Source organism: Streptosporangium canum (genome assembly GCF_900113865.1).
In the GTDB taxonomy this organism is placed as follows: Bacteria; Actinomycetota; Actinomycetes; order Streptosporangiales; family Streptosporangiaceae; genus Streptosporangium; species Streptosporangium canum.
The window spans coordinates 74,139-99,770 of record NZ_FOQY01000014.1 but is presented as its reverse complement, the minus strand read 5'-3'; the positions used below and the strand labels follow the sequence as shown (position 1 = coordinate 99,770).

Genomic DNA, 25,632 nt, shown 5'->3' with positions numbered 1-25,632 from the left:
AGGGACGAGGCCGTCCGCGTAGCGAATGAGGAGGGGAGCGCGATCGTGAGCACTGGGTATACACCGGAAGTCCGCGAGCGTCTGGAGCGGGACGCCAAGGAGATCATCGGCCGCTATCCCAAGCCCAGGTCGGCCCTGCTGCCCCTGCTGCACCTGGTGCAGTCGGAGGACGGCTACGTCTCCGACGACGGTCAGGAGTTCTGCGCCGAGATGCTCGGCCTGAGCAAGGCCGAGGTCGTGGGCGTGTCCACCTTCTACACGATGTACAAGCGCAAGCCGATGGGCGACTACCACGTCGGCGTGTGCATCAACACGCTGTGCGCGGTCATGGGCGGCGACCAGATCTGGGACGAGCTCTCCGAGCACGCCGGCGTCGGCCACGACGAGACGACCCCGGACGGGAAGATCTCGCTGGAGCGGCTGGAGTGCAACGCCGCCTGCGACTTCGCCCCGGTGATGATGGTCAACTGGGAGTTCTTCGACAACCAGACCCCCGCATCGGCCAAGCAGCTCGTCGACGACCTGAGGGACGGCAAGGAGATCTCGCCGACCCGTGGCCCCAAGAAGCTCTGCACCTTCAAGGAGGCCTCGCGGGTGCTGTCCGGCCTGCCCGACGGCCTGGCCGCTGACGGTCCCTCGGCGAGCGGTCCCTCACTGGAGGGCCTCAAGATCGCCAAGGCCAACGGATGGAAGGCCCCAGAGGCACCATGACGACTCTCACCCCGGTCCTCACCGCGAACTGGGACCAGCCCAACTCCTTCACCCTGGAGGGCTACGGCGACTACTCGGCGGCCAGGAAGGCGCTGGGCATGGACCCCGACGCCGTCATCCAGGCCGTCAAGGACTCCGGCCTCCGCGGCCGCGGCGGCGCGGGCTTCCCCACCGGCATGAAGTGGGGCTTCATCCCGCAGGGCGACGGCAAGCCGCACTACCTGGTGGTCAACGCCGACGAGTCCGAGCCGGGCACCTGCAAGGACATCCCGCTGATGATGGCCAACCCGCACTCGCTGGTCGAGGGCATCATCATCACGTCCTACGCGATCCGCGCCAACCACGCCTTCATCTACGTGCGCGGCGAGGTCCTGCACGTCATCCGCCGCCTGCAGGCGGCCGTGGCCGAGGCCTACGACAAGGGTCTGCTCGGCAAGGACCTCTTCGGCTCCGGCTTCGACCTGGAGCTCGTGGTCCACAGCGGAGCGGGCGCCTACATCTGCGGCGAGGAGACGGCTCTGCTCGACTCGCTGGAGGGCTATCGCGGCCAACCTCGGCTCAAGCCCCCCTTCCCCGCCGTGGCGGGCCTCTACGCCTCGCCGACTGTCGTGAACAACGTGGAGTCGGTGGCCAGTGTTCCCTCGATCATCTCCAACGGAGCCGAATGGTTCGCGGGGATGGGCACCGAGAAGTCCAAGGGCTTCGGCATCTTCTCGCTGAGCGGCCACGTCACCCGTCCCGGCCAGTACGAGGCCCCGCTCGGCATCACGCTGCGCGAACTGCTCGACATGGCGGGCGGCATCCGCGAAGGGCACCAGATCAAGTTCTGGACCCCCGGCGGATCGAGCACCCCGATCTTCACCGACGAGCACCTGGACGTCCCGCTCGACTTCGAGTCGGTCGGGGCCAAGGGCTCCATGCTCGGCACCCGGGCCCTGCAGATCTTCGACGAGACCACCTGCGTGGTCCGCGCCGTGCTGCGGTGGACCGAGTTCTACGCGCACGAGTCCTGCGGCAAGTGCACTCCCTGCCGGGAGGGCACCTACTGGCTCAAGCAGGTGCTCAAGCGGCTGGAGAAGGGGCAGGGCACCGAAGAGGACCTGACCACGATCACCGACATCGCCGACAACATCCTGGGCCGCTCCTTCTGCGCCCTGGGCGACGGTGCCACCAGTCCCATCCACTCGTCGGTGAAGTACTTCCGCGACGAGTACCTCAAGCACTTCGAGATCGGCGGCTGCCCGTTCGATCACGCTCCGTCCACGGTGTGGGGGACCAGGTGAGCGAGCGGAGCGCGGCAACCAGCAAGCACAGCACCGTTTCGGTCATGGGGCCGACGGAGGAGGCGCCATGACCGTCGAAGCGACGACCCCGGCCCAGGCGCCGGTAGACCTGGTGACCGTCACGATCGACGGTTTCCAGGTGAGCGTCCCCAAGGGAACGATGATCATCCGGGCGGCCGAGCTGCTCGGCATCCAGATTCCCCGGTTCTGCGACCACCCGCTCCTGGAGCCGGCGGCCAACTGCCGCCAGTGCCTGGTGGACATCCCGGACGCGGGCAACGGCCGGGGCTTCCCGAAGCCGCAGCCGTCCTGCGCCATCGAGGTCGCCCCGGGCATGGTCATCCAGACCCAGCTCACCTCCCCGGTCGCGGAGAAGGCCCAGCGCGGTGTCATGGAGCTGCTGCTCCTGAACCACCCGCTGGACTGCCCGGTCTGCGACAAGGGCGGCGAGTGCCCGCTGCAGAACCAGGCCATGTCCAACGGCCAGGGCGAGAGCCGTTTCCAGGAGAAGAAGCGCACCTTCGACAAGCCGGTGGCGCTCTCCACCGAGGTGCTGCTCGACCGCGAGCGCTGCGTCCAGTGCGCCCGCTGCATCCGCTTCTCCGATGAGATCGCCGGTGACCCGCTCATCGACTTCTTCGAGCGCGGGGCCAAGGAGCAGGTCGGCGCCGCCAACGGCGAGCCGTTCGAGTCCTACTTCTCGGGCAACACCGTCCAGATCTGCCCCGTGGGCGCGCTGACCGGCGCCGCCTACCGGTTCCAGGCCCGCCCGTTCGACCTGGTCTCCACGCCCAGCGCGTGCGAGCACTGCGCCAGCGGCTGCTCGCTGCGCACCGACCACCGCCGGGGCAAGGTCACCCGCCGGCTGGCCGGGGACGACCCGGAGGTCAACGAGGAGTGGAACTGCGACAAGGGCCGCTGGGCCTTCACCTACGCCACTCAGCCCGACCGGCTGAAGACCCCCCTCGTCCGTGACGAGGAGGGCCGCCTGGTGCCGGCCTCCTGGCCCGAGGCGCTCGCCGCCGCGGCCCGGGGACTGGCCGCGGCCCGCGGCAGCGCCGGCGTGCTCGTCGGTGGCCGCGTCACCGTCGAGGAGGCCTACGGCTACGCCAAGTTCGCCCGGATCGCGCTCGGCACCAACGACGTCGACTTCCGGTCCCGGCCCCACTCCGCGGAGGAGGCGCAGTTCCTCGCGCACGCCGTCGCGGGCAAGGGCATCGAGATCCGCTACCGCGACTTGGAGAAGGCCCCGGCCGTGCTCCTGGTGGGCTTCGAGCCCGAGGACGAGTCGCCGATCGTCTTCCTCCGCCTGCGCAAGGCGTGGCGGAAGAAGGGCGTGAAGGTCTTCTCGATCGCTCCGTTCGCCGGCGAGGGCCTGGCCAAGATGGGCGGCACGCTGGTGCGCACGCTGCCCGGCGCCGAGGCCGCGGCCGTCGAGGACCTGATCTCCGGCGTCTCGCCGATCGCCGAGGCCGTCAAGCAGCCGGGCGTGATCATCCTCGCCGGTGAGCGGCTCGCCACCGCGCCGGGCGCGCTGTCCGCGCTGGTACGGCTGGCCGACTCCAGCGGCGCCCGCCTGGGCTGGGTCCCGCGCCGCGCCGGTGAGCGCGGTGCGATCGAGGCCGGCGCGCTGCCGAACCTGCTGCCGATCGGCCGCCCGGCCGACGACGCCGCCGCCCGCGCCGAAGTGGCCAGGGTGTGGAACGTCGCCTCGCTCCCCGACGCCCCGGGCCGCGACACCTCCGCCATCCTGGCGGCGGCGCTGAACGGGGAGCTCGACGCCCTCGTCGTCGCCGGGGTCGACCCCAACGACCTGGCCGACCCCGAGGCCGCCCTCGCGGCCCTGGAGAACACCCCGTTCATCGTGAGCCTGGAGCAGCGCGCCAGCGCGGTCACCGACCGCGCCGACGTGGTGCTGCCGGTCGCCACGGTGAGCGAGAAGTCCGGCACGTTTGTCAACTGGGAGGGCCGCGGCCGGACGTTCGAGGAGGCGCTCCCGGTCCCCGGGATCATGAGCGACCTGCGGACCATCGCCGCGATCGCCGACCACATGGATGTGCACCTCGGCCTCCCGGACCCCGCCGCCGCCCGCCGCGAGCTCGGCTCGATCGGCGCGTGGCGCGGCTCCCGGGCCGCCGCCCCGGCCGTGAGCGCCCGGACGGCCGCCGCCCCGAAGGCCGGCGAGGCGTTCCTGGCCACCTGGCACCTGCTGCTCGACGACGGCCGCCTGCAGGACGGCGAGCCGTACCTGGCGGGGACCGCCCGGACGGGTGAGGCGCTGGTGTCGGCGGCCACCGCGGCCGAGTCAGGCGTCGCCGACGGCGACAAGATCATCGTCACCACCGAGCAGGGCTCGCTGAGCCTGCCGGTGCGGATCGCCGACCTGCCCGACCGGGTGGTGTGGCTGCCGTCGAACTCCGCCGGCCGCTCGGTGACCCGTGACCTGTGTGCCACGGCCGGTGACATCGTCAAGATCGGGAGTGCCTCATGAGGACTCTTCTCGTAGCGGCCGATCCGACCCTTGCCGACTTCGGCAAGGATCCGCTCTGGATCAGCATCATCAAGGCCGCCGTCATCTTCATCGTCCTGATGCTGGGCGTGCTCTTCGGCGTGTGGTTCGAGCGCAAGCTGATCTCCCGCATGCAGAACCGGTACGGCCCCAACCGGGCCGGGAAGTTCGGCCTGCTGCAGTCGGTGGCCGACGGACTGAAGATGGGTCTCAAGGAAGACCTGATGCCGCGGACCGTGGACAAGGTGATCTACTTCATCGCCCCGGTCGTCCTCGCGGTTCCCGCCTTCCTGGCCTTCTCGGTCATCCCCATGGGGCCCATGGTCTCGATGTTCGGCGTCACGACGCCGCTGCAGCTCACCGACCTGCCGGTCGCGGTGCTGCTGGTGCTGGCGATGGCCTCGATCGGCGTGTACGGCATCGTGCTCGCCGGTTGGGGATCGCGCTCGCCGTACACGATCCTGGGCGGCCTGCGGGCCAGCGCGCAGGTGGTCTCCTACGAGATCGCGATGGGTCTGTCGTTCGTGGGCGTCTTCCTGTTCGCGGGGACGCTGTCCACCTCGGAGATCGTCAACGCGCAGGCGTCCGGCGGCACGCTCCCGCTCGGCGGCCTCAACATCCCGATGCCCTCGTGGTACATGATCCTGCTGATCCCGTCCTTCCTGATCTACATCGTCACGATGCTGGGCGAGACCAACCGGGTCCCCTTCGACCTGCCCGAGGGCGAGGGCGAGCTGGTCGGCGGCTTCCAGACCGAGTACTCCAACTCGCTGAAGTTCGCGGTCATCATGCTCGCCGAGTACGTCAACGTCTTCGTGGTGTCGGCCGTGTCGATCACCCTGTTCATGGGCGGCTGGCGGGCCCCGTTCCCGATCTCCACGTGGGACGGCGCGAACGCCGGCTGGTGGCCGCTGCTGTGGTTCTTCCTCAAGATGGTGCTGGTCTTCTCCTTCTTCATCTGGTGCCGCGCCTCGCTGCCGCGAGTCCGCTACGACCAGCTCATGGCCCTCGGCTGGAAGATCCTCATCCCGATCAACCTCGGCTGGATCCTCCTGGTCGCCACCGTCCGGGCCATGCAGATGGAGAGCGTCGACAAGTCGCTGGTGCTGATCCTGGCCGCGATCGTGCTCATCGGCTGCATCGCCATCTGGTGGCGCTTCGACAGCGTGCTGCAGAAGCGCAAGGAGGAAAAGGCCGCCCAGGTCCAGGCCGAGTTCGAGCAGCTCGACGCCGAACCGGCCGCGGGTGGTTTCCCTGTGCCGCCGCTCGACCTGCCGCACTACCACGGGGTAGAGCGCAAGGAGGTTCCCAGTGGGACTAACTGATTGGCTGAATCCCGTCAAGGGGTTCGGCGTGACCTTCCACACCATGTTCAAGAAGGTCGAGACGGTCAACTACCCCGAGGAGAAGAAGCCCACTGCTCCGCGCTTCCACGGCCGGCACCAGCTCAACCGCTGGCCCGACGGTCTGGAGAAGTGCGTCGGCTGTGAGCTCTGCGCCTGGGCCTGTCCGGCCGACGCGATCTTCGTCGAGGGTGGGGACAACACCGACGAGGAGCGGTTCTCGCCGGGCGAGCGCTACGGGCGCACCTACCAGATCAACTATCTGCGGTGCATCCTGTGCGGCCTGTGCATCGAGGCCTGCCCCACCCGCGCGCTGACCATGACCAACGAGTACGAGCTCGCCGACTCCAGCCGCGAGAGCCTCATCTACACCAAGGAGATGCTCCTCGCGCCGCTCGGCCCCGGCATGGAGCTCCCCCCTCACCCCATGCGTCTGGGTGAGACGGAAGAGGACTACTACCGGCTGGGACGTAACAATGGGTGAGACCATCACGTTCTGGGTGCTGGCCGTCGTCTCGGTCTCCGCCGCACTCGGACTCGTCTTCAGTCGCAAGGCCGTCTACTCGGCCCTCATGCTGGGCGTCGTCATGCTGTCCCTGGCGGTGCTCTACGCCGTCCAGGACGCCCCCTTCCTCGCCGCGGTGCAGATCATCGTCTACACCGGCGCGGTCATGATGCTCTTCCTGTTCGTGCTGATGCTCGTCGGCGTGGACTCCGCCGACTCGCTGGTCGAGACGATCAAGGGGCAGCGCTTCTGGGCGACCATCGCGGGCCTGGGCTTCGCCGCCCTGCTCGCCCTGGGAGCCGGCAACATGGTCTTCGCCCCGGCGAAGGGCGTCGGCGGCGCCGTACAGGAGGCGGGCGGCAACGTTCCGGCCCTGGCCCAGCTCATCTTCACCAGGCACGTCTTCGCCTTCGAGATCACCTCGGCGCTGCTGATCACCGCCGCGCTCGGCGCGATGGTCCTGGCCCACCGCGAGCGGGTCCGCCCCAAGGCGACCCAGCGCGACCTGGCCCGCGCCCGGTTCACCGGCCCGCAGCCGTCGCCGCTGCCCGGACCGGGCACCTACGCGCTGCACAACGCCATCGACATGCCGGCGCTGCTGCCCGACGGCTCGGTCTCGTCCAAGTCGATCAACCGGGTGCTCGCCCGGCACGACCAGGAGGACGGCGTCAAGCCGACCGACCCGGCGAAGGCCGCGCTCGTCAAGCAGGTCATCGACAAGGACGTCGCCGCCGAGGAAGACGTCGCCGCGACAGAAGCGGCTCATCAGGAGGACGCCAAGTGACCACTCACTACCTGGTGCTCTCCGCGCTGCTGTTCGCGATCGGTGGCGCCGGCGTGCTGGTGCGACGCAACGCGATCGTGGTGTTCATGTGCGTGGAGCTCATGCTCAACGCCTGCAACCTCGCGTTCGTCACCTTCGCCAGGCAGCACGGCAACCTGGACGGCCAGCTCATCGCGTTCTTCGTGATGGTGGTGGCCGCGGCCGAGGTCGTGATCGGCCTTGCCATCATCGTGATGATCTTCCGAACCCGCAGGTCCGCGTCGGTGGACGACGCCAACCTGCTGAAGTACTAAGAGGTGGCCGGTGCAATCTCCTGTTGAGATCGTCCAGCACTCCGGTGGAGTGATCGGGGTCTCCTGGCTGATGATCGCGCTGCCGCTGCTCGGGGCCGCGATCCTGCTGCTCGGCGGACGCCGTACCGACCGCTGGGGCCACCTCCTCGGTGTCGCCATGTCGCTGGCCGCCTTCGTGGTGGCCGTCGTCTCCTTCGTCGAGATACTCGGCCTGCCCGAGTCGGAGCGCCGCCGGGGTATCGAGCTGTACCAGTTCATCCCCGGCGTCGCCGACATGGGGCTGCTGATCGACCCGTTGTCGATCAGCTTCGCCCTGCTGATCACCGGTGTGGGCTCGCTGATCCACATCTACTCGATCGGCTACATGTCGCACGACCCCGACCGGCGCCGGTTCTTCGCCTACCTGAACCTGTTCGTCGCGGCGATGCTCCTGCTGGTGCTGGCCGACAACTACGTCGCCCTGTTCGTCGGCTGGGAGGGCGTGGGTCTCGCGTCCTACCTGCTGATCGGGTTCTGGCAGTTCAAGCCCACCGCGGCGGCCGCCGCCAAGAAGGCCTTCATCGTCAACCGCGTCGGCGACTTCGGCCTGCTGATCGCGATCTTCACGGTCTGGACCACGTTCGGCTCGGTCGCCTTCGGTGACCTCTCCGGCGCCACCGTCAGCGGGGCGATCGGCTCCGGCGCCGCCTCGCAGGGCACGATCACCGCGATCGGCCTGCTGCTGCTCCTCGGCGCCTGCGGCAAGTCGGCCCAGCTCCCGCTGCAGTCGTGGCTGCTGGACGCGATGGAGGGCCCGACCCCGGTCTCGGCCCTCATCCACGCCGCGACCATGGTCACCGCCGGTGTCTACCTGGTCGTCCGGTCCGGCGCGTTCTTCGAGGCCGCCCCGACCGCGCAGCTCGTCGTGACGATCGTGGGCGTGGCCACGCTGCTCGCCGGTGCGATCATCGGTTGCGCCAAGGACGACATCAAGAAGGGCCTGGCCGGCTCGACGATGTCGCAGATCGGCTACATGATGCTCGGCGCGGGCCTCGGTCCGGTGGGCTACGCCTTCGCCATCGCGCACCTGATCACGCACGGCTTCTTCAAGGCCAACATGTTCCTCGGCGCCGGCTCGGTCATGCACGCCATGAACGACGAGGTCGACATGCGCCGCTACGGCGGGCTGTTCTCGGTGATGAAGGTCACCGCGGTCACCTTCATCATCGGCTACCTGGCGATCATCGGCTTCCCGCTGCTGTCCGGTTACTTCACCAAGGACGGCATCATCGAGACGGCCATGGAGCACAACCAGATCCTGGGCTGGCTCGCGGTCGTGGGCGCCGGCATCACCGGCTTCTACATGTCTCGGATGATCTTCATGACCTTCTTCGGCAAGAAGCGCTGGGCCGACGACGCCCACCCGCACGAGTCGCCCTCGGTCATGACCGTGCCGCTGGTCATCCTGTCCATCGGCTCGATCTTCCTCGGTGCCTTCCTGATCCTGGACAACAGGTTCATGAAGTTCCTCGCCCCGGCCGTCGGCGCCCCCGAGGAGCTCCCCGCGTTCCACTTCGTCAGCACCGCCGGTCTGGCCACGCTCGCGCTGGTCGCCGTCGGCGCCGCGTTCGCGTGGTTCCGCTACGGCGCGGCCGAGGTGCCCCAGGTCGCCCCGCGCGGCTCCTTCCTCACCACGTTCGCCCGTCGTGACCTGTACGGCGACGCCCTGAACGAGACGCTGTTCATGCGCCCCGGCCAGTGGCTGGCCCGGATCGCGGTCTTCGTCGACAACCGCGGCATCGACGGCCTGGTCAACGGGCTGGCCGCGACGATCGGCGGGACCTCCGGGCGGCTGCGTCGCGTCCAGACCGGCTACGTGCGGTCCTACGCGTTGTCCATTCTCTTCGGTGCCGCCGTGGTCGTTGGCGCGCTGCTCTACGTAGGGAACATGTGATGCCCTGGCTCTCGATCCTGATGGCCGTGCCCGTGCTGGGCGCGGTCGGGGTCTCCCTCACCAAGAGCGACAAGCTCGCCAAGCAACTGGCCCTCGCGGTCTCGCTGGTCGTGCTGGCGCTGACCGGTGTCATGGCGGCCCAGTTCAACCCGTCCTCGGCGACGCGGTTCCAGTTCGCCGAGGTCTACGACTGGATTCCCCGCTTCGGCGTGCACTACGGCGTCGGCGTGGACGGCATCGCCCTGGTGCTGATCGCGCTGTCGGCGGTGCTCGTGCCGATCGTGATCCTGGCCTCCTGGCACGACGCCGACGGCACCGGGGCCGCGGCCCCGCCCAAGCGGTCGGTGAAGACCTACTTCGCGCTGCTGCTGGTGCTGGAAGCGATGATGATCGGCGTCTTCGCGGCGACCGACGTCTTCCTCTTCTACGTCTTCTTCGAAGCCATGCTGATCCCGATGTACTTCATGATCGGGTCGTACGGCGGCGCCCAGCGGTCCTACGCGGCCGTGAAGTTCCTGCTCTACTCCCTGTTCGGCGGGCTGCTCATGCTGGTCGCGGTGATCGCGCTCTACGTGATCGCCGACAAGGGCACGTTCATGTTCCCCGAGCTGGTCGGGGTCATCCAGGACCCCAACACGCAGAAGTGGCTGTTCCTCGGCTTCTTCATCGCCTTCGCGGTCAAGGCGCCGCTGTGGCCGTTCCACACCTGGCTGCCCGACGCGGCCGCCCAGGCCCCGGCCGGCGCCGCCGTGCTGCTGGTCGGCGTGCTGGACAAGGTCGGCACCTACGGCATGCTCCGCTTCTGCCTGGAGCTGTTCCCGGACGCGGCGAAGTTCTTCACGCCGCTGGTGATCGTGCTGTCGGTCGTGGGCATCGTCTACGGCGCGATCGTGGCGATCGGCCAGACCGACATCAAGCGCCTGATCGCCTACACCTCGATCTCGCACTTCGGCTTCATCGCGCTGGGCGTCTTCGCGATGACCGCCCACGGAGGCGCGGGCGCCACCCTCTACATGGTCAACCACGGCTTCTCGACCGGCGCGCTGTTCCTGATCGCCGGATTCCTGATCTACCGCCGGGGTTCCAGTCAGATCGCCGACTACGGAGGCGTGCAGAAGGTCGCCCCGCTGCTCGCCGGCACCTTCCTGATCGCCGGCCTGTCGGGCCTCTCCCTGCCGGGCCTGTCCTCGTTCGTCAGCGAGTTCATGGTCCTGATGGGCACCTACGAGCGCTACGCCGTCCCGGCGATCATCGCCACGAGCGGTGTGATCCTGGCGGCTGTCTACATCCTGTGGATGTACCAGCGCACGATGACCGGTCCCACGGCCGAGTCGGTCAAGGGCTTCACCGACCTGAACATCCGGGAGAGATGGGTGGTGGCCCCGCTGATCGCGGTGATCATCGCTCTCGGTTTCTTCCCCAAGCCGGTGCTCGACGTGATCAACCCCGCGGTGGACCAGACGCTGTCCAACGTCCATGTGGACCAGTTCACCCCAGCCGTCGCTGACAAGAAGGGGGCCGGGCAGTGAACGGCACCATCCAAGCTCCGACGATCGAATACGCGCTGCTCTCCCCGATGCTGATCGTGTTCGGCGCGGCGGTCATCGGCGTGCTGGTCGAGGCGTTCGCGCCCCGATACCTGCGCAAGTCGATCCACGTGCCGCTCACGCTGCTGGCGCTGGTCGGCGCGTTCATCACGACCATCCTGACGGCCCTGAACGGCCTGCCGGACAAGGCCGCCGCCATGGGCGCGGTCGCGGTGGACGGCCCCTCCCTGTTCATCTGGGGCATCATCCTCGTGCTGGCCTTCATCAGCGTGCTGCTGATCAACGACGACGAGCAGTTCGTCGCGCAGGCGTCGGCCGTACCGGGAAGCACCGACGAGGAGGAGGCGGTCCGCAGCGGGTTCGCCCAGACCGAGGTCTACCCGCTGGCGCTCTTCGCGGTCGGCGGCATGCTGCTCTTCCCCGCCTCCAACGACCTGCTGGTCATGTTCGTGGCCCTTGAGGTCATGTCCCTGCCGCTGTATCTGCTGTGTGGCCTGGCCCGCCGTCGCCGCCTGCTCTCGCAGGAGGCCTCGGTCAAGTATTTCCTGCTCGGCGCGTTCTCCTCGGCCTTCTTCCTGTACGGCATGGCCCTGGTGTACGGCTACGCCGGCTCGATCGAGCTGAAGGCCATCGCCGACTCGCTCAGCACGGTAACCGGCCAGGACACGCTGCTGTACATCGGCACCGCGATGCTCGGCGTCGGCCTGCTGTTCAAGATCGGTGCGGCGCCGTTCCAGGCGTGGAAGCCCGACGTCTACCAGGGCGCGCCCACCGCCATCACCGCCCTGATGGCCTCCACCGTGCTGGTGGCGGCCTTCGGCGCCCTGCTCCGGGTCTTCTGGGTCGCCCTGGGCGGCCTGGAGTGGAACTGGCAGCCGGTCATGTGGGGCGTCGCGATCCTGACCATGATCGTCGGTGCGGTCCTGGCCATCACCCAGACCGACATCAAGCGCATGCTGGCCTACTCCTCGGTCGCGCACGGGGGCTTCCTGCTCACCGGCGTGGTCGCGATCGGCACCTTCGCGCAGAACACGCAGGCCCTGTCGGCCATCCTGTTCTACCTGGCCGCGTACGGCTTCACCACGGTCGGCGCCTTCGCGGTGGTCACCATGGTCCGTGACGCGGGCGGCGAGGCCGGGCACCTGTCCCGGTGGGCCGGCCTCGGCAAGCGGTCCCCGGTGCTGGCGGCCATCTTCGCCTTCTTCCTGCTGGCCTTCGCGGGCATCCCGCTGACGAGCGGCTTCTTCGGCAAGTACGCCGTGTTCGCGGCGGCGGTCTCCGGCGGCGCGCTGCCGTTGGTCATCGTGGGTGTGGTGAGTTCGGCGATCGCCGCGTTCTTCTACGTCCGCGTGATCGTGCTGATGTTCTTCAGCGAGCCGGCGGCCGACGGCCCGACCATCGCCACGCCTACCTTGGGCACCTCGGCTGTGGTCGCTCTGGCGGCAGCGGCTACCGTAGTGCTGGGGATTTTCCCGCAGCCGGTGCTCGACCTTGCGGACCAGGCTGCGTCCGCGCTGTTCATTCGTTAGAGGAGTAAGGCTTCATGGCTGCGCCACCAGTTGTTGATCTTCCGTTCGTCGACGAGCGGTTGGCGCAGGACCTCGCTAGCGGGCTGGCAGAGGTGGAGAAGCTGCTGCGGAGCTCGGTGGAGAGCGAGGACGCCTTCGTCACGGAGGCGTCCAAGCACCTCATCGAGGCGGGCGGCAAGCGGTTCCGGGCGATGCTCGTGCTGCTCGCCGCCCAGTTCGGCTCGCCGGAGGCCCCGGAGGTGGTGCCCGGAGCCGTGGTCATCGAGCTGACCCACCTGGCCACGCTCTACCACGACGACGTCATGGACGAGGCGCCGGTGCGCAGGGGCTCCCCGTCGGCCAACGCCCGCTGGGACAACACCGTGGCCATCCTGACCGGTGACTACCTGTTCGCCCAGGCTTCGGAGATCCTCGCCGACCTCGGCGCCGACGTCATCCGGATCCAGGCCCAGACCTTCTCCCGCCTGGTCCGCGGCCAGATCCGCGAGACCATCGGCCCCCGCCCCGGCGAGGACCAGGTGGCCCATTACATCGACGTCCTGGCCGACAAGACCGGCTCCCTGATCGCCACCTCGGGCCGCTTCGGTGCCCTGCTGAGCGGCGCCTCGCCCGAGATCGTCGACCGGCTGACCCGGGCGTGCGAGGCCATCGGAGTGGGCTGGCAGCTCGGCGACGACCTGCTCGACGTCGCCTCCGACTCGGTCGAGTCCGGCAAGACGCCGGGCACCGACCTGCGTGAGGGCATCCGGACCCTGCCGGTGCTGTACGTCCTGTCCTCCGACGCCCCCGAGGACGCCCGCCTGCGCGAGCTGCTGGCCGGTCCGGTGGCCGAGGACGACGTCGCCGAGACCCTGCGCCTGCTGCGCGCGAACCCGGCCATGGCGCGGGCCCGCGCCGAGCTGGCCGCCTGGGTCGACCGGGCCCGTGAGGACCTCTCGGGTCTCCCCGACATCCCCGCCCGCGCCGCCTACCTGGCCCTCTGCGACTACGTCGTGGAGCGCTCCGGCTGACCTCCTCCCGGAGGAAGCAGCGCTGTTCCTCCGGCATCCTGGGCCCGTCTCTCCCGGGATGGCCGATGGTCGCGGTGCCTCTTCTCAGCCGGTCGCGGTCTTCGGTTTCAGACGGTCACGGCCTCCAGCGCCGTACGGCGGGTCTCACGGACGGCGCGGAGGCTGTCCCAGGTGAAGACCGACAGGGCCAGCCAGACGATGGCGAACCCGGCCCAGCGGCTGGGCGGCATGACCTCGTGGACGACGAACACCCCGACGATGAACTGCAGCACCGGGGCGATGTACTGGAGCAGGCCGACCGTGGTGAGCGGGATCCGGATCGCGGCGGACGTGAAGCAGAGCAGCGGAATGGCGGTGATCACGCCACCTCCGGCCAGGAGGAGGGCGTGCCCGGCGCCCAGGCTCCCGAAGGTGGCGCCGCCCTGCCCCTGCAGGTAGACCAGGTAGCCGAGCGCGGGCAGCAGCAGCACCAGCGTCTCGATGGTCAGGCTCTCCGCGGCGCTCACCTGCGCGATCTTCTTGACCAGGCCGTAGGTGCCGAAACTGACGGCCAGCACCAGGGCGATCCACGGCAGCCGGCCGTAGTCGAGGGTGAGGACGACGACGGCCAGGGTGCCCAGCCCGACCGCGCCCCACTGCCACGGCCGCAGGCGCTCCTTGAGCAGGAAGACGCCGAAGAGCACGCTGACCAGGGGGTTGATGAAGTAGCCGAGCGCGCTCTCCACCACATGCCCGGTGTTCACGGCGTAGATGTAGACACCCCAGTTGACCGTGACGATCGCGGCGGCCAGGGCGAGGAGGCCGACCTTCTTGGGGGTGCGCATGAGCTCGCGGAACCAGGACCAGTGGCGTCGCACCGCGAGGATGGCGACGACGGCGACCAGGGACCAGGCGATGCGGTGGGCCAGGATCTCCAGGGCGCCGGCCGGCTTCAGCAGCGGCCAGTACAGCGGGAACAGGCCCCACATGGTGTAGGCGGCGATGCCGTACAGGACTCCACGGCGCGATTCAGGCATGTCACCTATTTTGACTGCTTACGAAATTTAATACAAATTAGTGATTCTTGTCTTACTGTTAAGACGCTCTAACGGGAACACCGGGGCCCGCCGGATGGTTGGCTCTGTCAGAAAGTGTCAGGAGGAGGTTCGCAATGGGCTGGCTGTTCGGCAAGGACAAGACTTCCATGGTGTCCGCGGAGAACGCGCTCCCGGGCCGTGACACCCGCATGGCGGTGCCCGCGCGTCACGCGGTCCTCGACGCCCCGCTGGCTCCGCCGTACCCGGAGGGGAGCGAGATCGCCGACTTCGGCCTCGGCTGTTTCTGGGGCGCCGAGCGCAAGTTCTGGCAGACCCCCGGCGTGGTGTCGACCTCGGTCGGCTACGCGGGCGGCCACACCCGGAACCCGACCTACGAAGAGGTCTGCAGCGGCCAGACCGGCCACACCGAGGTCGTCCGCGTGGTCTTCGACCCGTCCAAGGTGTCCTACGAGGAGCTGCTCCGCGTCTTCTGGGAGGCCCACGACCCCACCCAGGGCATGCGCCAGGGCAACGACGTCGGCACCCAGTATCGCTCGGTCGTCCACTTCCACTCGCCCGAGCAGGAGAAGTCCGCTCTGACCTCGCGTGAGGCCTACCAGAAGGTGCTCACCGAGTCCGGCTACGGCACGATCACCACCGAGATCGCCCCAGCCGGCGACCACTTCTTTGCCGAGGATTATCACCAGCAATACCTTTTCAAGAACCCCGGCGGCTACTGCGGGATCGGCGGCACCGGCGTCTCCTGCCCTGTGGGCATCGTGCCGGCAGGTGAGTAACTCAGTTCCCCAGGTGGAATATGGCCTCGTCAGCGCAGAGGGCCAGGCCTTGAAGTTGAGGTCGAGCCCTCTGTGAAGTTGTCAAAGGGCTCAGGTGCGTACCAAGGCCTGCACGAGATCAGCAGCCAGCAGAGACGTTGCCAAAGCAACCGTCTCGGGCTCGCCGATTCCCTCTTCCGCGCGCCCGGCCATCGTTGAGCCGAGCGCGTCCGGTCCTGCCGCGAACAGTGTCGCCAGATGTTCGACCGCCTGCTCGGTGACCTCGCTGCTGATGGGGTCACGAGCTAGGAGCCTGAACGTGGTGGCCAGTTCAGCGGTGTCGGCGTCGATAAGGATGCGGTACGTGTCGTGTGCGTCCTTGTCATTCAGCCGGTGGGGGCCGAAACCCGTTCGGCGATCTTGTGGAGCTTGGCCACCAGCAAGGCTGCGGGCCCGGCGACTCTGACTCGATATACGCGGGCATCGGCCGGGTCAAGGGCGGTCACGTCCATGACCGTGTTGTCGATGACAGCGGCTTCGAGACCTCGAGCGCGCCGGGTGGCGCGGCGATCATGCGGTGGGATGCGGGCTCCCCGCGTGTTCCTCGTACCTGCTCCCGCAAGAGCCTCGGGCACCATCAGATCGACGGGAATGCCTGCGGAGTTCAGCCACGCTCCGGGTTGTCCGCCAATGGGGTCACGGTAGAACCCCGCGCGGCCCATAGATTGCTCCAGAAGCGGATCGTCCTCCAGGACCCTCGGGTCGAGTGCGAGATCGCTGTCCTTCGTCGTCTCGGCGAGTGCGACAGGACTTCCTGCAGTGTGCAGGTAGACGGCCTGTGCTCCGATCACGATCACAGCATCGCGATGGGCATCCAACGCGGCCAATGCATCGAGAAGCGCGGACCGAGATCGGACGAGGATGTCGCTACTACTTACGCCAGGAGGATTCATGTCGCGCCATCCATTCAATGAGTTCTTCGGCTTCAGAGGGGCTGCGTCCAGGGCCTGTCATCAAATCGACGGCGACTTGGGGCGGTGCTGCGATCGTGAGACCGGAAGCGTCGGTAAGGGTGCGGGTGAAGACGATGTCGCTTTCCGGCTCGGCCAACATCACATTCGCTCCGGCGTCAGCAGGGCGAAGATCCCAGAGTTGGGCGGTGTGCTCAGCGTCCGTCGTGTAGATCATGGCGGAGCGGGCTGGAGCATAGGGGGCCCAGCTGGCTGCGGCCAAGGTCCCGGTTATGGCGTACTGGGTGGGGTTATCAGCCGCCCGCCGCATGAGGTCAGGTAGGCCTCTCGGTGCTATCCACCGTGTGACACGACTGCTTCGTACGAACCCGTAGTCCTCGCTCCAACGCCTCAGCAGTGCGACCCAGTCGGGAACTACGACTGCACCCGAGCTGGTCCGTGTTGCCAGGTTCTCGCTCTCGAGAAACTCGATCACCCGGTAGGTCGACCCAGTAGAAACGTCAGCGACGTCGATCAGCTCACGGATCGCCCACGATTTTTCGTGGTCCAACAGCGCACGCACGATCTTCGCCGCGGGAGCGCCCTTCAACGTTCCGCGCGGTCTTCCAGGACCGCGCCACGGATCATGGTCGGCCCCTCGATCTGCAACGTATAGACCGGGCTGAGAGACGTTCAGGGTGATGTTCCCTGTCGCGTCTATGTAGGACAGGCCAGCCTCCGAGAGCCGCTTACGCACGGGCGGCGACAGGTATCGGGACACGACAACCCCACGGCTGCCTGGATGCTCGTCCGCCGCGGCATTCAACTGCTGGAGCAGCGTAGCGGTGTCACGTCTCTCCACCACGCGCTTGGCTTCCACAACCAGGACGACCGAGGTTCCGTCCGGTGCTGTCACCTTCCAGAGAGCGTCGAAGCGAGCATCGGGTGGTCTGCGGCTCAGTGGTTGGACGTCCCAGCCGGCCGGCAGCCGGTCACCTAGCACAGCCATTCCGGCTCGCAAAACTTCACCCTCGTTCTGAGGCTGTGGCCTTGCCTCCATTGGTGCTCTCCAGTCCCTCGATGTTCGGGAAAAACCCTAACTCCGTGGAAGGTGGAAAGCAGGGATTTCCCGAACAGCCAGCCGGAAGCGGTTGCCGGCGTGCCGCTTCTGAAGCCCGTTTGCCTGCGCGGGCGAGCTGTTGCGTGAAGACGAGTGCTACCGCCAGAAGTACCTCTTCAAGAACCCCGGAGGCTACTGCGGCATCGGCGGCACCAGCGTCAAGCTGGGTGACCCGTCCGAGTGGGGCGCCTGCCAGACGGGCCTGGTCCCGACCGAGGAGTAGCTTCCGGGGTCCACTCAACGGCTCTCGCCCATCTTGTGGGCGTGAGCCGTATTCGTTGATCGTCCGGTTCCGCCGTCGTCCTCACCGAAGATGCTCCTTCGGTAGGCGGCTGTGTTCGGTTGAAAGCAGAGTGTGATGGGAGTGTGGTCCATAGCATCAACGCTATGAGCTGGGGTACCGTAGAACTGGAACCGGAAGTTCGGAAGTGGCTTGAAGGTCTACCTGTGGCATCGTTCGCGAGGGTGGCTTTCTATGTTGAGCTGCTTGCGGCGGAAGGGCCTCTGCTAGGGGAGCCCTATACGAAGCAGCTTGACGGCAAGCTACGTGAGCTCCGGTTTCATCTTGACGAGTTCGCCATGCGCATCACCTACTGGATCGCACCTCATCGCCGGATCGTGCTCTTGACCGTGTTTCACAAGACGCGGATGCGTGATGAACGAGAGATTGAGCGGGCTCGGCGAGCCATGCGTCGCTGTGTCGAACTGGCGCACACCGTCGACGAGGAAGAAGAGACAGCATGAGCGAGCAGGGGAGCTGGCGAGAGCTCAGAGATCGTCGGATGGCCGAGCCGGGCGCGGCTGAGGCCTATGAGGCCACACGTCTCGCCTATGAACTGGGTAAGACGGTCAGGGGGATGCGTGAGGGGCGGGGCTGGAGTCAGAACGACCTGGCTCGTGCGTCAGGCATGACACAGTCGGCGGTGGCGCGGTTCGAGGCGGGCGGGACCATTCCCACGTTGCCGGTTCTGGAGCGTCTGGCGCGTGCCCTGGACGCGGATGTCGAGGTCCGCCTGACGCCACGGGCTCCCGCTGCTTGAGCTGAGGCCCCAACGCCGACAGGAAACCTATCGTCGTGCTGCCGACACCTCTCGGGTTACTGCAGCGTTGGCGGCACCAACGTCAAGCTAGGTGACCCATCCGAGTGGAGCTCCTGCCAGACGGGCCTGGTCCCGACCGAGGAGTAGCTCTCCAAGGAGTACCGGTCTTCGGATGCGGGTCGTTCTGCTGTTCGGCCCGCGTCGCGGTGAGACCACGTATGTCGGGCACCGCCTGGTTACACTCGATGCATGAGCGTGATGCGCGAGGAACTGCACCACCTGGTGGACTGCCTGCCCGAGGAGAAGGTGGCCCCTCTGCTTCGTCTTGTGCGTGACCAGTTCGACGAGCGGCCCGTCGTCCGTGACCTGCCGTTCATCGGGATGCTTGAGGCCGAGCCGGATTTCGCGGAACGCTCTGAAGAGATCTTGCGCTCGGAGGACAATCACTCTTTGTGATCGTCATCGATTCGGGGCCTTTGGTTGCAGCGGTCAACATCCGGGACCGGTGTCACGAATCCTGTGCCAGGCTTCTGCGGAGCCATCCCGGTCCGCTTCTCGTTCCCACGACGGTCGTTACGGAAGTCTGCCAGCTCATAGAGAGACGGCAGGGGAGCAAGGCGGAGGCGGCGTTTCTCAGCTCCTTTCGTGCTGGGCTGGTTCTGGCCGACGTCACCGCCGAGGATCTTGACCGGATGAGCGAGCTTGTGGAGGTATACGCCGACCTTCCGCTGGGTGTTGTCGACGCCTCCGTGATCGCGGTGGCTGAGCGGCTTGGCCTGACCGAGGTTGCCACGCTCGATCGCCGTCATTTCACCGTCGTGCGCCCCCGGCATGTGGACGCGTTCACTCTCCTGCCCGAACGGCTCTGAACACGAGACCGAAGACGCGTCTCGTGTCATGTACACGTAGTGGTTACTGCAAGTATGGACGGCACCAACGTCAAGCTAGGTGACCCGTCCGGTGGAGCGCCTGCCAGACGGGCTTGGCCGTGACTGAGAAGTAGTTCGATGGTGTTGAAACCTCCGTCTCGACGCCCCGGAGGCCTTTTATGGGGCGGAAGCGGTGAGCTTGGCCTATCCGGTGGCTGGAGACGCCTCCCACAGGGCGGACAGCGGAAGAGCACGCATTCGCTCTCCGAAAGGGAGCGTTTCCTGCCCCGCGTAGAGGACGTATCCGGCGATGAGCCGGTCGCCGAGTTTGCGGGCCAAGTGCTGCAGCCCTCTGAAGTCATCGGCGCGTACGGTTTCCGCCGCTTTTACTTCGATGCCGACGACTTCGCCGGAGGCTCGTTCCAGAATGCCGTCGACTTCGACTCCGTCTCGGTCTCGGTAGTGGTAGAGCCGCACAGGCTCTTCCGCCCACGTCAGCTGGCGGGCCAGCTCGCCGAGGGCGAAGTTCTCTATCAGGGGACCCACGGGTGCGGTTATATCGGTGACCCGGGATGGGGTGAGGCCGGCGAGGTGTGCCCCAAGTCCGGAGTCGACCACCAGGAGCTTGGGCGTCGCGATGGCGCGTGTGGTCGCGTTGGAGGACCAGGCTGGAATCCGTCTGATGACGTACACCAGGTCGAGCAGGTCGACGTATCGCTTCACTGTGTTACGGGGTAGTCCGAGGTCGCGGCTGATGTTGTCGATCACGGCCAGGCCGCCCATCCGTCCGCAGAGGATGTTGAGCAGACGGCGCATGTCGGCGGGGCGCTCAATGTCGGACACCTGTTTCACATCCCGATTGATCAAATCGGAGATGTAGGACTCGAAGAAGCGCGCTCTTCTCCGATGCGAGGGGCGGTGGACGGCCTCCGGATAGCCGCCCCGTAGTGCGCGATCCAGATAGTCGGCTCGACGGAGCCCGGGTCTCGGAACCTTGAGATCAGAGCCCCGCCGAAATGCCGCGTCCACGAATCCGTCGGCGCTCCGCTCGATCTCGCCTTGAGAGAGAGGCCAGAGTTCGATCGTCTCGGACCTGCCCGGAAGCGCGTCCGGAAGGTCTCGGAGACCTAGGAGCCGGGCGGACCCCGTCAGTAGGAAGCGTCCTGGCCGCGGATCGGCGTCGACTTCACGCTTGATGGAAAGCAACAGGTCCGGTACTCGCTGGATTTCATCGATGAGGAGGAGTCCGTCGTGATGCACGATCCCGTCCGGATCCTGCCGTGCTGCGGCACGCACGGCCGCCTGATCCAGATAGATCTCGCCGGCTCCTGCTGTTTTTTGCGCGATCGCCTGGGCCAGCGTGCTCTTGCCGACCTGTCGGGCACCATTGATCACTACTACCCGGGTGTCCGTAAGCGCTTCCCTCGCCATGGATTCCGCACGACGAGGGAAGAGTGTCAGTTCGTCGATGTCCACGGGGTGAGGATAGTCGTCATCGAGTCGCTGTTTGGCAGATTTGCCGAACTATCTATGGCAGGTTTGCCGCGCCCTTCGTGGCGGATTAGCCGACTCTGTTCTGGCAGATCTGCCGATCTTGCAGGAGCTCGCCCGTCCAGGGTAAGCGTCGAAGAATTCCCCATGGCCACAGCGGTCTCGGCGGGCCGGGCGTCACCTGTCCGGTCGGTCTGGCGTCCGGGCAGGTGTGATCATCTGATGCGCCGGCTGCGCCAACTCGACTTGTCAGGCACTCTCTAGCAAACGCCGGGCAACTTACAGACCTTGGCGGCCATCTTCCTGGCGTCCTTGGTCAACTGGCCGGGCCCGTAGAATCCCTCGTCGGTCGTGTAGATCATCAGTGCGCTGCCCCTGCGCGCGACGATACCGGTGATCGTCTGGTTCAAGCTGCCGTCCTGCCAGGTCTGATAACCCATGCCTATGGCCTCGTCTCCCGCCTTGGCCTTGCTCGTCCGCCACTGGATCTTGAGTTCGGGCGCCGATGGGTCGCCCTTGCGCGCGCACCGCTTGACCTCGGCGCGCAGCCGGATGAGCGCGGAATGGGCGGCACGAGGGCTCTTGTAGATGACGAGTTGTTCGGAGGAGTTGCTGGGGCCGCTGGTCCAGAGCGTGATCGTGCGGGCTGCTACCCGGTTGCGATCGACGGCGCGCCGGTGCCCGCACGGGTTCAGCTCCAGCGGACCGGTGAGCTTGTCGCTGAGCTGATAGCCCTGTTCGGCTGCCTGCTCAGGGGTCAGGGTCCTGCGCGCGTCGCGTTCGGTGAGCAGGAAGTTCTTCGGAATCTCGGTCGCGGTCGCCGGGGACAGGGCCAGCAACAAGGAGAGTGCCACACTGATCATGAAGGGTTAGATGCCGGCGGGAACGGATCGGTTCTCGGTCCTCTCACCAGATCGGCTCAAGCAGGCCGGGGGTGAACCGCCTGAACGCCTTCTCGGTGGTGATCATCGTGACGTCGCCGGCCCACAGCGCGTCCGGGGCGACCGCGGTGAACGTCCGGCGCGGCTGGCGGGCCGGGGCGAGGATCGCGGTCGGAAGCATGGGGCGGCGGCTCAGACCGCGATGACGACCTTCCCCGGGACGTGCCCTTCTTCCACGTATCCGATGGCGGCCGGGATCTCCTCGAACGGATAACAGCGGTCGATGACCGGGGTGACCCTGCCGTCCTCGATGAAATCGGTCAGCGTCCTCAGGTTCTGTCTGTTCTTCACGCATCGGACCACGTCCGCGACGACCACGCTCTGGGACACGAACGGCGACATCGCGAGGGCCGAGAACACGTGACCGACGGGTTGCAGCCACCGGCTGCCCGGCCCGCCGACGGCGACGTAGATCCCCTTGGGCGTCATCACCCGCCGGCACGCCGATCCCGGGCGGCTTCCCGCGATGTCCAGCAGCACGTCGTAGCGCTGTCCGTGCCGAGTGAAATCCTCTTTGGTGTAGTCGATGACCTCATCCGCGCCGAGCGATCGGACCAGGTCGGCATTCCGGGTGCTGCAGACGCCGGTGACCTCCGCGCCGAACGCCTTGGCGATCTGCACGGCGAACGTGCCCACGCCTCCCGACGCCCCGTTGATGAGAACTCGCTGTCCCGGCTGAATCCGTCCGCCGTCGCGCAGGCCCAGCAGGGCTGTGCCGGCCGCCATCGGCACCGCCGCCGCCTGCTCGAACGACAGGTTCTTCGGTTTGGGCGCCAGCTCGCTCTCCCGGACGCAGGCGTACTTGGCGAAGCCGCCCTGTTTGGGCATCGCGAACACCTCGTCGCCGGGGCGGAACTCGGTCACGTCCTTGCCGACCGCCTCGACCTGCCCCGCGATGTCGGCGCCCAAGATGTTGATCTTCGGCTTGCGCAGTCCGGGGCCGCCTCCCATCAGACGCGCGATGCGCGGCTCCCCTCTCATGAGGTGCCAGTCATAGGGCTGGACGGAGGTGGCGCGTACCCGGACCAGCACCTCGTCGTCGCCGGGCACGGGCTTGTCGATGTCGGTGAGCTCCAACACGTCGGGTGAGCCGTACGAGCGCAGGACGAACGCCTTCATCACATTCTCCTCGTCCACCGCGGGTACGGGTGCAGCCGTGCCGCGGGTTCTGCCGGGGGCCGTCACACTCACAGATCGATGTCGTGGCCCGTGTCGATGGGGCGGAGGTATCGCCGGCCGGATGGCGGCACGTGTGTCCCGAGCCACGAAACTCAGCGTAGATTGCCTGTGCAAAGGACTCATCAGCCGAAAGTACGCCTGATTGCCGGATGATCGGTCGGCTCAGATCAGGCCGTTCTGCCGATGAGCCGCCGCCGTCTCAGCCGCCACGATCGGGTCATGACCGATGAGAACCTGACAGGACGTCCCCGGTCTCCGCAGTCGCCGCGGAGCGGCCGGCCGGCGGACGGCCGGAACACGGCGGGAACCTCCGCCGCAGCCACCTCCACCAGGGCGGATTGGCTCGTGCCCGCCGCGCTGATCGTGCTCGGCGCCGTCCCCGTGATCGCCGGTGCCGCCCGCCTGACCGAGCTGACGAGCGGCGCGGAGATCACGCCGGAGAACGCCCGCTTCTTCGCGGTGCCCCTGCCCGTGGTGCTGCACATCCTCGGCGCCACCCTGTACGGCGTGCTGGGGGCCTTTCAGTTCGCCCCCGGGTTCCGCCGCCGGAGGCCCGGCTGGCACCGCGTCGCCGGGCGGGTCCTGGTCCCGTGCGGACTCGTCGCAGCGCTTTCGGGTCTGTGGATGACCCTGCTCTATCCTCGTCCGGTCGGTGACGGTGATCTCCTCGCCGGCTTCCGGCTCCTGTTCGGCTCGGCCATGGTCCTGTGCATCGTGCTCGGGTTCGCCGCGATCCGGCGGCGGAACGTCGCCCGGCACCGCGCCTGGATGATCCGCGGTTACGCGATCGGCCTGGGGGCGGGCACGCAGGCGCTGACCCACCTGTTCTGGTTCCTGATCTTCGGCCCACCCGGAGAGTTCCCCAGAGCGCTGCTCGTGGCCGCGGGCTGGGTGATCAACCTCGCCGTGGCCGAATGGATCATCCGTAGGCGATCGGCCCGGCCGGCCTCGCACCCGGCTCAGTTCTTGACGCGGTTGGTCTCATAGGCCCACATGGCGATCTCGACGCGGTTGCGGGCGCCGAGCTTGGCCATCAGGCTGGCGAGGTGGGACTTGACGGTGCTGAGAGAGATGTGAAGCTCATCGGCGATCTCGTTGTTGGTCCGGCCGCGTGCCACGGTGGCCAGGATCTGTTCTTCCCGGTCCGTGAGTGTCTCGATGGGGTGCACCGGCGGTGAGCTGGGCCCGGCGTTGGCGAAGGCGCTGAGCAGCCGTGCGGTGACGCTCGGGGCGATGAGCGCGTCGCCGTTGGCGGCGGCGTGGATGGCCTGGGAGAGCATGGCGGCGCCGGCGTTCTTGAGCAGAAAGCCCCGGGCGCCGGCTCGCAGGGCGGCGTAGACGTAGTCGTCGAGGTCGAAAGTGGTGATGACGACCACGGCGAGCGGATCGGCGACGTTCGGTCCGGCGAGGAAGCGGGTGGCCTCGATGCCGTCAAGGCCGGGCATGCGAATGTCGAACAGGCACACGTCGGGGCGCAGGCGCCGCGCGAGCTCGACGGCTCGCCGTCCGTCGGCGGCCTCGCCGATGACCTCGATGTCCGGTTGGGCGTCGAGGATCATCACGAGCCCGGTCCGGGCGATCTCCTGGTCGTCGGCGACGATCACTCGGATGCTCATGTCGCCGCCCCGCTTCGGGGCAGTACGGCGGTCACGGTCCAGCCCCGGTCGGGGTTGGGGCCTGCTTCGCAGGTGCCGCCGAGCAGGTCGGCGCGTTCGATCATGCCGATGAGACCGTACCCCGGCGGCGCGGCCGGGCGTATGGGGCCGCTGTCGCCGTCGTCGCTCACGCGCAGGCGCACCGATGTGTCGTCGGCGGTGACGTGGACCTCGATGCGGGTGGCGTGACGGGCGTGTCGCTGGGCGTTGGTGATCGACTCCTGGGCGAGGCGGTAGATCGCGGCCTCGACCGACGGGGGGAGGTCGTCGACGTCACCGGAGATCTCCACGTCGACAGCGGGGCCGGAGGGGTCTCGGCTCGCGAGCTGTTCGAGATCGGTGACGCGTCGGCCGGGCGCCAGGTCCGCGGGCTGGTCCCGGCGCAGGATACGGACCATGGCCCGCATCTCGTCGAGGGCGCGTGCCGCCTCGGCCTCGATCACGCGGAGCGCGTCGGTGGCGGCGTTCGGTCGCGACTCCGACGTGGCGAGGCCCGCCTGGGCGCGGATCGCCATCGCCGAGACGTGATGGGCGATGGTGTCGTGCAGGTCGCGGGCAAGCTGTTCGCGTTCGAGCAGCTTGATCTGGTCGAACTCGCGCGTCCTCGCCCCGGCCCGGTACCGGAGCGCCCCGCCCAGGGCCATGGCCGCGAACATGACGGCGAACGCGCCGACCACGTCGCCGGGGGTGATGCGGCCGAAGACCAGCGAGAGGGAGACCGCGACGAGCATGATCGTCGACCCGAGCGTGACCTCGCGTCCCGATCCCCACCGGAACAACGAGTACACCAGGATCAGCAGGTACGTCATCGTGTACGTCTCTGCGGAGTCGCCGTCCGTCAGCAGCGGGGCCAGGCTCGTGATGGCGAAGGTGATCGCGACCATCGGCAGCGGCCTGGTCCGGCGCCACAACAACGTGGGCACCAGGCCGACAGTGAGGATCACCGAGACGGCCCGCCACGGAAGGTCCGGCCGCAGAAGCCCTTCGAGCACCGCGACCGGCACGAGCACTCCCACGAGCACCCAGTCCCGCCATACCCGCGGTGGCGGGTCGGGGGGACTGGGCTCGTCCCACACGTAGCGAAGAAAGGGGGGCACGTGAATATGGTACGAGAGCGCGTGCTGATCGGGGCAGCCCAGCGCACGGGG

26 protein-coding genes and 1 pseudogene are annotated in these 25,632 nt (G+C 67.6%); 18 read left to right on the top strand and 9 right to left on the bottom strand.

Translation table 11 applies throughout. From position 1 onward, the window contains the following. Positions 1-45 precede the first annotated feature (45 nt). From nuoE to BM085_RS21535, 11 genes are all read left to right on the top strand, one after another. A complete protein-coding gene (gene nuoE, locus BM085_RS21585) occupies positions 46-711 on the top strand; it encodes an NADH-quinone oxidoreductase subunit NuoE (RefSeq protein ID WP_093888759.1) in 666 nt (221 codons plus the stop codon). Continuing rightward, positions 708-1,994 (top strand): NADH-quinone oxidoreductase subunit NuoF, encoded by a 1,287-nt coding sequence (gene nuoF / locus BM085_RS21580; RefSeq protein ID WP_031169675.1) that lies wholly within the window; start codon positions 708-710, stop codon positions 1,992-1,994. Before nuoE ends, nuoF begins: the two co-directional genes overlap by 4 nt. A gap of 67 nt (positions 1,995-2,061) precedes the next feature. Beyond that, positions 2,062-4,485 (top strand): NADH-quinone oxidoreductase subunit G, encoded by a 2,424-nt coding sequence (locus BM085_RS21575; protein ID WP_093888758.1) that lies wholly within the window; start codon positions 2,062-2,064, stop codon positions 4,483-4,485. Continuing rightward, a complete protein-coding gene (gene nuoH / locus BM085_RS21570; protein ID WP_093888757.1) occupies positions 4,482-5,828 on the top strand; it encodes an NADH-quinone oxidoreductase subunit NuoH in 1,347 nt (448 codons plus the stop codon). The genes BM085_RS21575 and nuoH overlap by 4 nt, the downstream gene beginning before the upstream one ends. Further along, on the top strand, positions 5,815-6,330 hold the full coding sequence (gene nuoI / locus BM085_RS21565) for an NADH-quinone oxidoreductase subunit NuoI (protein WP_031169693.1): 516 nt from the start codon (positions 5,815-5,817) through the stop codon (positions 6,328-6,330). The genes nuoH and nuoI overlap by 14 nt, the downstream gene beginning before the upstream one ends. After that, complete coding sequence (locus BM085_RS21560; RefSeq protein WP_093888756.1) at positions 6,323-7,135, top strand: NADH-quinone oxidoreductase subunit J; 813 nt, start codon at positions 6,323-6,325, stop codon at positions 7,133-7,135. The genes nuoI and BM085_RS21560 overlap by 8 nt, the downstream gene beginning before the upstream one ends. Beyond that, a complete protein-coding gene (nuoK, locus tag BM085_RS21555) occupies positions 7,132-7,428 on the top strand; it encodes an NADH-quinone oxidoreductase subunit NuoK (RefSeq protein ID WP_012887364.1) in 297 nt (98 codons plus the stop codon). Before BM085_RS21560 ends, nuoK begins: the two co-directional genes overlap by 4 nt. Before the next feature lie 70 nt (positions 7,429-7,498). Continuing rightward, positions 7,499-9,361, top strand: a complete 1,863-nt coding sequence (nuoL, locus tag BM085_RS21550) for an NADH-quinone oxidoreductase subunit L (RefSeq protein ID WP_245789524.1) — start codon at positions 7,499-7,501, stop codon at positions 9,359-9,361. After that, positions 9,361-10,890, top strand: coding sequence for an NADH-quinone oxidoreductase subunit M (locus BM085_RS21545; RefSeq protein ID WP_093888754.1), 1,530 nt, complete (start codon positions 9,361-9,363; stop codon positions 10,888-10,890). The genes nuoL and BM085_RS21545 overlap by 1 nt, the downstream gene beginning before the upstream one ends. Then, entirely contained in the window at positions 10,887-12,437 is a 1,551-nt protein-coding gene (gene nuoN / locus BM085_RS21540; RefSeq protein WP_093888753.1) for an NADH-quinone oxidoreductase subunit NuoN, read from the top strand. The genes BM085_RS21545 and nuoN overlap by 4 nt, the downstream gene beginning before the upstream one ends. A 14-nt stretch (positions 12,438-12,451) precedes the next feature. Further along, a complete protein-coding gene (locus BM085_RS21535) occupies positions 12,452-13,447 on the top strand; it encodes a polyprenyl synthetase family protein (protein ID WP_093888752.1) in 996 nt (331 codons plus the stop codon). 107 nt (positions 13,448-13,554) lie between these two features. Here BM085_RS21535 and rarD read toward each other — a convergent pair whose 3' ends face one another. Beyond that, entirely contained in the window at positions 13,555-14,463 is a 909-nt protein-coding gene (gene rarD, locus BM085_RS21530) for an EamA family transporter RarD (RefSeq protein ID WP_093888751.1), read from the bottom strand. 134 nt (positions 14,464-14,597) lie between these two features. On the opposite strand from rarD, the gene msrA reads away from it, so the two are divergent. Further along, positions 14,598-15,260 (top strand): peptide-methionine (S)-S-oxide reductase MsrA, encoded by a 663-nt coding sequence (msrA, locus tag BM085_RS21525; RefSeq protein WP_093888750.1) that lies wholly within the window; start codon positions 14,598-14,600, stop codon positions 15,258-15,260. Between the two features lie 365 nt (positions 15,261-15,625). Here the strand turns inward: msrA and BM085_RS45300 are convergent, their stop codons facing one another. Next, the gene (locus BM085_RS45300; protein ID WP_218158792.1) at positions 15,626-16,096 is read right to left on the bottom strand and encodes a hypothetical protein; all 471 of its coding nucleotides are present in this window, start codon (positions 16,094-16,096) and stop codon (positions 15,626-15,628) included. Positions 16,097-16,169: 73 nt separating this feature from the next. Further along, complete coding sequence (locus BM085_RS21515) at positions 16,170-17,105, bottom strand: hypothetical protein (RefSeq protein ID WP_093888749.1); 936 nt, start codon at positions 17,103-17,105, stop codon at positions 16,170-16,172. 283 nt (positions 17,106-17,388) lie between these two features. Here BM085_RS21515 and BM085_RS43260 point away from each other — a divergent pair, with 283 nt between their 5' ends. The 5 genes from BM085_RS43260 to BM085_RS21495 all read left to right on the top strand — a co-directional run bounded on the left by BM085_RS43260 (position 17,389) and on the right by BM085_RS21495 (position 19,218). Next, the gene (locus BM085_RS43260; RefSeq protein ID WP_177245200.1) at positions 17,389-17,532 is read left to right on the top strand and encodes a hypothetical protein; all 144 of its coding nucleotides are present in this window, start codon (positions 17,389-17,391) and stop codon (positions 17,530-17,532) included. A 164-nt stretch (positions 17,533-17,696) separates the two neighbouring features. Continuing rightward, positions 17,697-18,053, top strand: coding sequence for a type II toxin-antitoxin system RelE/ParE family toxin (locus BM085_RS21510; protein WP_093888841.1), 357 nt, complete (start codon positions 17,697-17,699; stop codon positions 18,051-18,053). Then, positions 18,050-18,349 carry a helix-turn-helix domain-containing protein gene (locus tag BM085_RS21505; RefSeq protein WP_093888748.1) on the top strand — a complete coding sequence of 100 codons (300 nt, stop codon included), beginning with the start codon at positions 18,050-18,052 and terminating at the stop codon, positions 18,347-18,349. The genes BM085_RS21510 and BM085_RS21505 overlap by 4 nt, the downstream gene beginning before the upstream one ends. Before the next feature lie 249 nt (positions 18,350-18,598). Continuing rightward, a complete protein-coding gene (locus tag BM085_RS21500; protein ID WP_143121008.1) occupies positions 18,599-18,805 on the top strand; it encodes a hypothetical protein in 207 nt (68 codons plus the stop codon). Further along, a complete protein-coding gene (locus BM085_RS21495; protein ID WP_093888746.1) occupies positions 18,802-19,218 on the top strand; it encodes a type II toxin-antitoxin system VapC family toxin in 417 nt (138 codons plus the stop codon). The genes BM085_RS21500 and BM085_RS21495 overlap by 4 nt, the downstream gene beginning before the upstream one ends. Before the next feature lie 393 nt (positions 19,219-19,611). On the opposite strand, the pseudogene BM085_RS21490 reads toward BM085_RS21495, so the two are convergent. The 4 genes and pseudogenes from BM085_RS21490 to BM085_RS21480 all read right to left on the bottom strand — a co-directional run. Continuing rightward, positions 19,612-20,649, bottom strand: a pseudogene (locus BM085_RS21490) (ATP-binding protein); the annotation flags it as partial. 320 nt (positions 20,650-20,969) lie between these two features. Continuing rightward, positions 20,970-21,563 (bottom strand): hypothetical protein, encoded by a 594-nt coding sequence (locus BM085_RS21485; protein ID WP_143121007.1) that lies wholly within the window; start codon positions 21,561-21,563, stop codon positions 20,970-20,972. A gap of 52 nt (positions 21,564-21,615) precedes the next feature. Then, a complete protein-coding gene (locus tag BM085_RS44565) occupies positions 21,616-21,771 on the bottom strand; it encodes a hypothetical protein (RefSeq protein WP_177245199.1) in 156 nt (51 codons plus the stop codon). A gap of 11 nt (positions 21,772-21,782) precedes the next feature. Then, positions 21,783-22,769 (bottom strand): NAD(P)-dependent alcohol dehydrogenase, encoded by a 987-nt coding sequence (locus BM085_RS21480; RefSeq protein WP_093888744.1) that lies wholly within the window; start codon positions 22,767-22,769, stop codon positions 21,783-21,785. Positions 22,770-23,048: 279 nt separating this feature from the next. On the opposite strand from BM085_RS21480, the gene BM085_RS21475 reads away from it, so the two are divergent. Beyond that, a complete protein-coding gene (locus BM085_RS21475; RefSeq protein ID WP_218158790.1) occupies positions 23,049-23,816 on the top strand; it encodes a DUF2306 domain-containing protein in 768 nt (255 codons plus the stop codon). On the opposite strand, the gene BM085_RS21470 is transcribed toward BM085_RS21475, so the two are convergent. Continuing rightward, positions 23,789-24,445 (bottom strand): response regulator, encoded by a 657-nt coding sequence (locus BM085_RS21470; RefSeq protein WP_093888743.1) that lies wholly within the window; start codon positions 24,443-24,445, stop codon positions 23,789-23,791. The genes BM085_RS21475 and BM085_RS21470 overlap by 28 nt on opposite strands. After that, positions 24,442-25,581, bottom strand: a complete 1,140-nt coding sequence (locus BM085_RS21465; RefSeq protein WP_177245198.1) for a sensor histidine kinase — start codon at positions 25,579-25,581, stop codon at positions 24,442-24,444. Before BM085_RS21465 ends, BM085_RS21470 begins: the two co-directional genes overlap by 4 nt. Positions 25,582-25,632 lie beyond the last annotated feature (51 nt).